Annotated in this window: 5 protein-coding genes; 1 reads left to right on the forward strand and 4 read right to left on the reverse strand. The window is 46.2% G+C overall.

Features of this window, described 5'->3' with window-relative positions; translation table 11 throughout:
* The 3 genes from ABUA34_RS13355 to ABUA34_RS13365 form a co-directional block, all read right to left on the reverse strand.
* Positions 1 to 256: hypothetical protein (locus tag ABUA34_RS13355; RefSeq protein WP_349823471.1), on the reverse strand; the 256-nt coding region annotated here is incomplete at its 3' end.
* Between the two features lie 150 nt (positions 257 to 406).
* Positions 407 to 1,732 (reverse strand): GTPase HflX, encoded by a 1,326-nt coding sequence (gene hflX / locus ABUA34_RS13360; protein ID WP_161171478.1) that lies wholly within the window; start codon positions 1,730 to 1,732, stop codon positions 407 to 409.
* 9 nt (positions 1,733 to 1,741) lie between these two features.
* Positions 1,742 to 3,136: a L,D-transpeptidase family protein gene (locus tag ABUA34_RS13365; RefSeq protein WP_349823472.1), complete on the reverse strand. Its 1,395-nt coding sequence runs from the start codon at positions 3,134 to 3,136 to the stop codon at positions 1,742 to 1,744.
* 201 nt (positions 3,137 to 3,337) lie between these two features.
* Here ABUA34_RS13365 and ABUA34_RS13370 point away from each other — a divergent pair, with 201 nt between their 5' ends.
* Complete coding sequence (locus ABUA34_RS13370; protein ID WP_015534375.1) at positions 3,338 to 4,684, forward strand: MATE family efflux transporter; 1,347 nt, start codon at positions 3,338 to 3,340, stop codon at positions 4,682 to 4,684.
* A 95-nt stretch (positions 4,685 to 4,779) separates the two neighbouring features.
* Here ABUA34_RS13370 and ABUA34_RS13375 read toward each other — a convergent pair.
* Positions 4,780 to 7,677: glycosyl hydrolase (locus ABUA34_RS13375; protein WP_349823473.1), on the reverse strand; the 2,898-nt coding region annotated here is incomplete at its 5' end.

A 7,677-nucleotide genomic window follows, 5' to 3' on the forward strand; every position in this document is an offset into this window, starting at 1 on the left:
GTCCTGCATACTGCTGATTCGCTGCGTACTGCTGGTTTGCTCCGTACTGCTGCTGGCCGTACTGTCCTGCATACTGCTGATTCGCTGCGTACTGCTGGTTTGCTCCGTACTGCTGCTGACCATACTGTCCTGCATACTGCTGGTCTGCGCTATACTGCTGACCCGCATCACCCTGCTGATTCTGTGATGGCTGTGGACCATCGGCGCCGTTAGGATTCATTCCGTCCGGCATCTGATTCATGTTATTATCACTCATAATATCTCCCTTTCTGTGTGAATAACCATTATCCTTCCTCTGTAAATTTACACAAATACTTATAAAATGTAAACATTTTTTATTATCTCTTCATATTATGTAAGCAATGTGAAATGGCACGTTAACGCCTGATACGCCACATTGCTGGCACTAAAAATCAGCTTCATCGTCGAAACTGAGTCCAAGTTTTCCAAGTATTGACTTTGGAACATAAGCTTCTATAAATATGCCATCGTCCAGATATTCCTCTGTCTGGATCTCACCGTATTTGTGTATAAGTCCTGTGAGCCCTGCTTCAGAATATGCAAATGTATGCCTTATATATGACTTCTGATTTCTAAGTATTTCCTCTATCGCACTGGCAAGCTCCGAGAGTCCCTGTCCCGTGGCAGCCGAGATATACAGAGTCTTGTCCGCTCTCAGATCGCGCACACCCACCAGGTCATCCTTCGATATTCTGTCTATCTTGTTGAATACAGTTATCACAGGTTTTCCCGAATTCTCATCTATCTTGAGCTGCTTTAATGTGCCGTACACCGTCTCTATGTTCTTATCCCAGTTTTCATCCGATGCGTCCACAACATGAAGGATGACATCACAGTATTTTGCCTCCTCCAAAGTGGAGCCAAAGGCCTCGACCAGATGATGCGGCAGCTTCCTTATAAAACCGACCGTATCGGTGAGCAGTATGTTCTGTCCGCCCGGCAGCTTGTATCCTCTTGTCGTAGGATCAAGGGTCGCAAATAATTTGTCTTCCTGTAATACTCCTGCCCCCGTGAGTGCATTCAGCAGGGTCGACTTGCCCGCATTTGTGTATCCGACTATGCCCACAACCGGCACAGCGCTCCTCTGTCTCTGCTTTCTCTGCTGGCTTCTCTGGGATTCAACGTTCCTGAGCTCCGCCTTCAGTCTGGAGATCCTGTCCCTTATGACTCGTCTGTCTATCTCCAGCTTCTTCTCTCCCGGTCCTCTCGTTCCGATTCCACCGCCAAGTCTCGACAATGAATCTCTCATACCAACGAGTCTGGTGGCTCTGAACTTAAGCTGTGCAAGTTCCACCTGCAGCTTGCCCTCGTAGCTTCCAGCATGTGCTGCAAATATATCGAGAATGACCATTGTCCTGTCCATAACCTTTATGTCCAGTGCGTCCTGAAGGTTCATCAACTGTGCCGGTGACAGCTCGTCATCACAGCACACTCCTGTGGCGCCCAGCTCATATATCATCTCCCTGAGCTCCTCAACCTTTCCTCTTCCCAGATACAAGTCATTTGCAATGCGGTCCCTGTTCTGCACCAGCCGTCCCACGACCTCGGCTCCGGCTGTGTCTATGAGCTCCGTGAGCTCGTCCAGGGATGCCTGAATCTCCAAGGAGACCTCTTTCTGTGTATATCCACCTGTATCGGCGGCAAATATGATTATCTTTTCTTTTATCTTCTCTGCTTCGAGATCATAAATTGTACTTTTCCTGTCTGCCATGATCCACCTCTACTTTTCAACGGTGACTGTGACTGTGTGATAGGATGATCTGTTGCCGCTGCTGTCCTGCGCACAGCACACAACTGTATAGCTGCCCGCCTTGGACTCCATTTTGTTAACAGCCACACATATAACGTCCTGTCCAAGACTTGTGAGTGCCTGTCCATCCAGAGTCTTGCCATTGCCATCTGTGGCCACTCCTGTCCTTATCAGTGTATCACCATCCTGTGCGTTCACATAAGATGCAACAAGATCTGCAAGCTCATCAGCCTGTCCATTGTAACTCTCCAGCTTTATCTCCACAGGAACCCTTGTTATAACGGGAGCTTCATCATCCTCCACTGTTATCTCGATACTCTTACATATCTCACTGCCCTGATCTGTAAAGCTGTACTTTACTGTATATTTTCCCAGCTTCATATTGTCCACGGTTCCCTCAACCTTCAACTGATCCGTTACATCCTCACGCTGTGAATTGAAGGCCCATATTCCCGCCATTTTGTCATAGTTCTCGCCCTGGTTTATGCTGTGGCTCTCCGCACCGTATATCACGGCTGTTCCTGCGGTCGGATTCTCCTCAACCATGTCTGTCGGATCCCATCCGGTCTCATCAGTGTTATCCAGTCTGGTCACCGGCACAGGTCTTCCCAGCGGGCCATAATAGTCACTGTCAAATATATCAACATATGTTCCAGACTCGCAGTTCTCATATATCCATTTGGTATCTGCAACGCACAGTCTGACGCATCCCAGTGATGCCCCGGTTCCAAGCTTGTTGAATTCCCATGTCTCAAGCGAATCCTTTGTGGTGTCCAGATAAGGCACGGAATGGAACAGGGTGTCGCCATCTATCTGTGACACATACTGTCCATAACAGTTGTCAAACAGTGCAAGCCAGTCCCACTTGAGCTGTATGTTGAACAGTCCGACAGGAGTCTCTCCCACCGGTGATACCGAACAGCGCATTGCCTTTACCGGAACAGTGTAATATCCAGCAGCGTCCAGCTTGTATATAGTAACTATATTTTCCTGTCTGTTTATCTTGATGGCGTATGGACAGCCATTGTCCGCCAGATCCTCGCCATTATAATTCTCTTCCTGCTCAGTCGCCGGAACCGCTATGTCCGTACATTCCACAGTTCCCTGAACCTTGAGTTCCGCAACCTTTTCTGTTGTTGCTGCTGAGGCATCGCCATTCGTATTATCACTGTCCGCCGATGTTCCTGTGGCAACCGAGTCCTTTTCATTATGATTATCCAGTTTGCTCTTAAGTCTATAGTTTTTCACAGCAAGGCCTATGACCAGTCCAAGCAGAATGACGCCCACTGCGTATAACACCATTCTCTCGAGCTCCGCATATCTCTTCCTGTTACGCTTATTTTTTTGTCTGTTATTCTTTTCCATATTTTCCATTTCTTTCTATAAATATATGTCAAATGTTAGTATGCACAATCAAGCCATTTTTAATCGTTACACTTTAACATAACATTTTATATAACAAAATAAAACATTTTTCTTTAAAATTAAGCAAAAACCACATTGACTTTATCGCGAACTGTTGTACAATCGAATATCAGGCGCAAAAATTAAGGAGGTTTATTATATATGAAAGATCTAACAGTCGGAAAGCCAATGAAAGTCATATGGTTATTTGCTGTTCCTATGATACTGGGACAGATCGCACAGCAGTTATACAGTTTTACAGACTCAGCCATCGTGGGCAACTACGTAAGCTCACAGGCACTCGCCGCGGTTGGCGCAACCTCAGTCATTTCGAATATGATAATAGGCTTCCTCAACAGCGGAACCATGGGACTTGCCATCCCTATAGCCAAATACTATGGTGCAAAGGACTATCACAATATGAGAAGATGTATCGGTGCATCGGCCATCATGACACTGCTGGCATCCATTGTCCTGACCGTTCTGAGTCTCATATTTATAAGGCCTATCCTGGTACTTCTCAAAACACCAGACGACATACTGGATATGGCAGCAAGCTACGTTATAATCATAATCGTTGGAATCATATTCTGTTCATTATATAATCTGTGCGCTAACATACTGCGTGCAGTCGGAGACAGCAAGACGCCTCTTATATTCCTCGGTATATCAGTTGTACTCAATATCGTTCTGGATCTTATGTTTATAAGGGCATTTGACATGGGAGTACGAGGTGCAGCCATCGCCACCGATATATCACAGGCGCTGGCGGGCATACTTGCCCTGATCTATATACTTGTGAAGGCCAAGCATCTGATTCCGGAGAAGGATGAATACTCCGTAGAGAAGAGTGACCGGTCAGACCTCATACAGTCCGCACTTGCCATGGGATTTATGAGCTGTATAGTGAACATCGGAACGGTCATACTCCAGAGAGCCATCAATGGACTCGGAACTGATATAGTAACCGCCCACACAGCGGCAAGAAAGATATTTGATATCCTCATGTTCATGTTATATATAGTAGGAAATGCCGTGACGACATATGTAAGCCAGAATATGGGCGCAGGCAGATACGACCGGGTACATCAGGGTGTGAGGGCTGCGATCATCATAAACACGATCATAACCACTGTCATGATAATATTCGGCTGGCTGCTCAGCCCGGCACTTATAAAGCTGGTTGCAGGTACATCTGCCAGTGCCATCATAGATCCGGCCGTGAGATATGTAAGGATCGGCGTGACGTGCTTCTATGTACTTGGTCCTCTGTTTGTCCTGAGATGTGCAATGCAGGGAATGGGCAGGAAGATCGTTCCGGTCATGTCATCCACTATAGAGCTGATCGGCAAGGTACTTGCGGTTATGATACTCACTCCAAGACTTGGATATCTCGGAGTTACCATCACAGAGCCTATCATCTGGTTCTGCTGTACACTGATGCTCTCCATAATGTATCTCACAACCCCTGTGGAGAAGCTTGTTGAGAAGAGACGTGCTGCAAACTGATATTGCATACAAATATAAACCAACAAATAAAGCCCCACTGCCGGTGGTCTTCATCACCGCCGACAGTGGGGCTCTTTGTATGGCTAAAATGAGTATTACTTCTTATCCTTTTTGATAACGATATAGCCTGCACCAGCCATGATAAGTGATGCTATCATTATCGCAAACATTACGTCTACAGGTGACTTATCTCCTGTATTTACCACGTTCTGTCCATTTCCACCTGTGCTTCCATCCGTTGTTGCTGCTGTGGTAGCCTCAGTTGTCTTGTCGTCATTGCCAGGCTTCTCAGTTGTTGGAGCCTCGGTAGTCTGATCCTCTGTGGTTGGATTCTCAGTTGTGGCATCGTTCTTGCCTGGATCCTCTGTATTTGAATCATCCTTGCCAGAATCTGCCGCATCCTTCTTAACCAGTGACTTGTCTGTTATGATAAGTCCATTCTTGTCCACTGGATTCTTCTTGAGCATATCATCTGTGAGCTTCACTGCCTGGATTCCATCAAAGTAGATAGTTGAGTCAACTATCCACTTGCCAGTGTGATCCTCCGGCACGATCGAGTTGCACCATACAGCAAATTTGACTATATCCGATGCATCGAGTGTACCACCCTTCTTACCCTTGAATGAGCTGAATGGAATAGTAACATACTGTGCCTTTGTTCCCTTTACGAAATCTGTGAGGTATACCTCAAATTCCTCGCCGCTTCCATCTGTGATCTGGATCACAAGTTTCTGTCCCATACCGTCCGGCTGTACCCACATCTCAAGCGCATTATACTTTGAGAAATCATTGTTTGTAAGCTCTGACTTAATCCTTCCTGTCCACACCTCTGATCCATTTGTCTCAAGCTTATACTTGAACGCACCGCCGTATGTGCCACCGTTCTTATGTGTCTTGTTAAGAACAAAGCTTGAGCTGCATCCTGCGGCTGAGTTAGATGTGTATGTGGAATCCAGAAGTCCGTCGCTTCCTGAATAGTACTCGAAGTCCTCGATGACATTTGCAGGAGCCTTATCCTTGGCCTTTCCAAGGCTTATGTGTGACAGCTGTGCGAGCTGCTCGCCATCTGCCAAGAGTGTGATGGTTGCTGTATCTGTCTTTCCAAGCTTGCTGAGATTCTTCTCTGTAAGATCAGCCGTGTAAAGTGTTGGCTCTGATCCTGCAGCGGCAATCTCGGCTCCAGCCTCAGCGTTGAGTGTAAGCTTAACACCTGTATCAGGATTGTTGATAATGAACTGAACCTTTGATGCATTCTTAACACCAGCCTTGAGTGTTGTCGCCTTGAGGATGGTATCTCTGTCAAATGGATATACCATGTAACCCATCTGGCCCGTGTATGTATTTGCAGATACTCCTGCAAGGGTTCCCATGTTGTTGTAGAATCCTGTGTCTCCACCAAATATTGATGAGTCGTCGTTATAATACTTTATGAAGTCATTGATAAGCTCCTGTCCATGTGTAGCATCATACTTGTATGGTACATAGAAGTTGCTGTCTCCGAAGTTTGCCCATACAAGGTAGTATGGCATGTTGTTCTTCTTCGCAATGTCGTTGACTTCCTGATACCAGTTCTTTCCTGAAGCCTCTGTTCCAACCGGATTACCCTTTACGAGAAGTCCCTCGTTGTCTGAACCGTCCTTCTTCATGACTCTGACACCGCACTCAGCGATGGCTGGTATCTTGCCTCTCTTTGCAGCTATTGATGACACGATATTACATGTTGTATCAAGACTGTCAAAGAAAGAGTTGTCTGCTGCTGCAGGGTACGAATTGTAATCGTTGTAATAGTCAAATGCAAGGATATCTACATACTCATCGCCTGGATAGTATGACACGTAAGCTGCCTCTGATGTGACAGGTCCGTTTGGCGAGTATACCCAGAGAAGGTTGTGTACACCGCTCTGCTCCATATAATCCTTGGTATATCTGTAGAGAGACTTGTATGTCTCAGCTGTGTTCATTGATCCCCACCAGAACCAGCTTCCTGTATTCTCGTGGAATGGTCTGATCATGATAGGTATTCCGGCAGCCTGAAGCTGTGATGCGTAGTCTGCGATCACATCGAGGTAAGCTGTAAATACCTCATTGTACTCTCCACCTGGGAGAATCTGCTTTACTATGTCATTTGACAGATCCTTGGACTCTGAGAAATCACATCCGTAGAAACTGTATGTTCCATCCGAGTTCTTCACTATCTTGGAGCTGGAGAAGTTTGGCATATGCATTGACAATGACACGATCGCACCATTTGCCGCTGCAGTCTTGCTGTATGCCACTGAGTTTGCCAGTGCCGAAGCCGCGTCTGAACCGCCTGCCTCCGAGCCTGTAACTGCCAGTGAGTCAATTCCGAACACACCGCTGACCTGTCCAGTCACATCATATACATCACCGAGTGACGCCTGTGGATTTACGCTTCTGCTCACATCATTCTGATGTCCGAACAGAACCTGATCACTATTCATGAGCGTATTCAGGTATGCCGCAAGTGCCTTTGCACTGTCTGCTGCATTCGCATCGCTCACTCTAACTGATGATGGCATCTGTGAAAGATCCGCTGGTGAACCAGCACCAGGAGTCTCTGTTATCTCGACAAAATCCTTTGTTGTATCTGCCTGTGACAGAACAAGATTATCAAGATATACATTTCCCTTAAAGCTTGTGCTGCTTCCTATGATTCCTATTGTCACATCTCTGAGTGGTTTATCTGTAGGAGTAAATCCCATAGTAACTGTAACCTTCTTTAATCCATCTCCGATATCCTCTGCATCATCGTCGATGGTTGTATCTTTATTTATTATTCCATCTGCAAAAAACTTGATCTTGCTTCCCTTGAGCTTTGCCGGGTAGATTATATCCACACTGAGCTGGTTGTACTGGCTCACATCCATAGCCTCTGTAGGAACACACTTAACCTTTGCCTCACTCCATGAGGAAGTTGAATCTGCTGAGTAGTCAACAGAAACCTTAAGTCTCTCATTTGCACTGTCATATGA

Source organism: Coprococcus sp. RTP21428st1_C9_RTP21428_210409 (assembly GCF_040227395.1).
GTDB classification, from domain to species: Bacteria; Bacillota; Clostridia; order Lachnospirales; family Lachnospiraceae; genus Coprococcus; species Coprococcus aceti.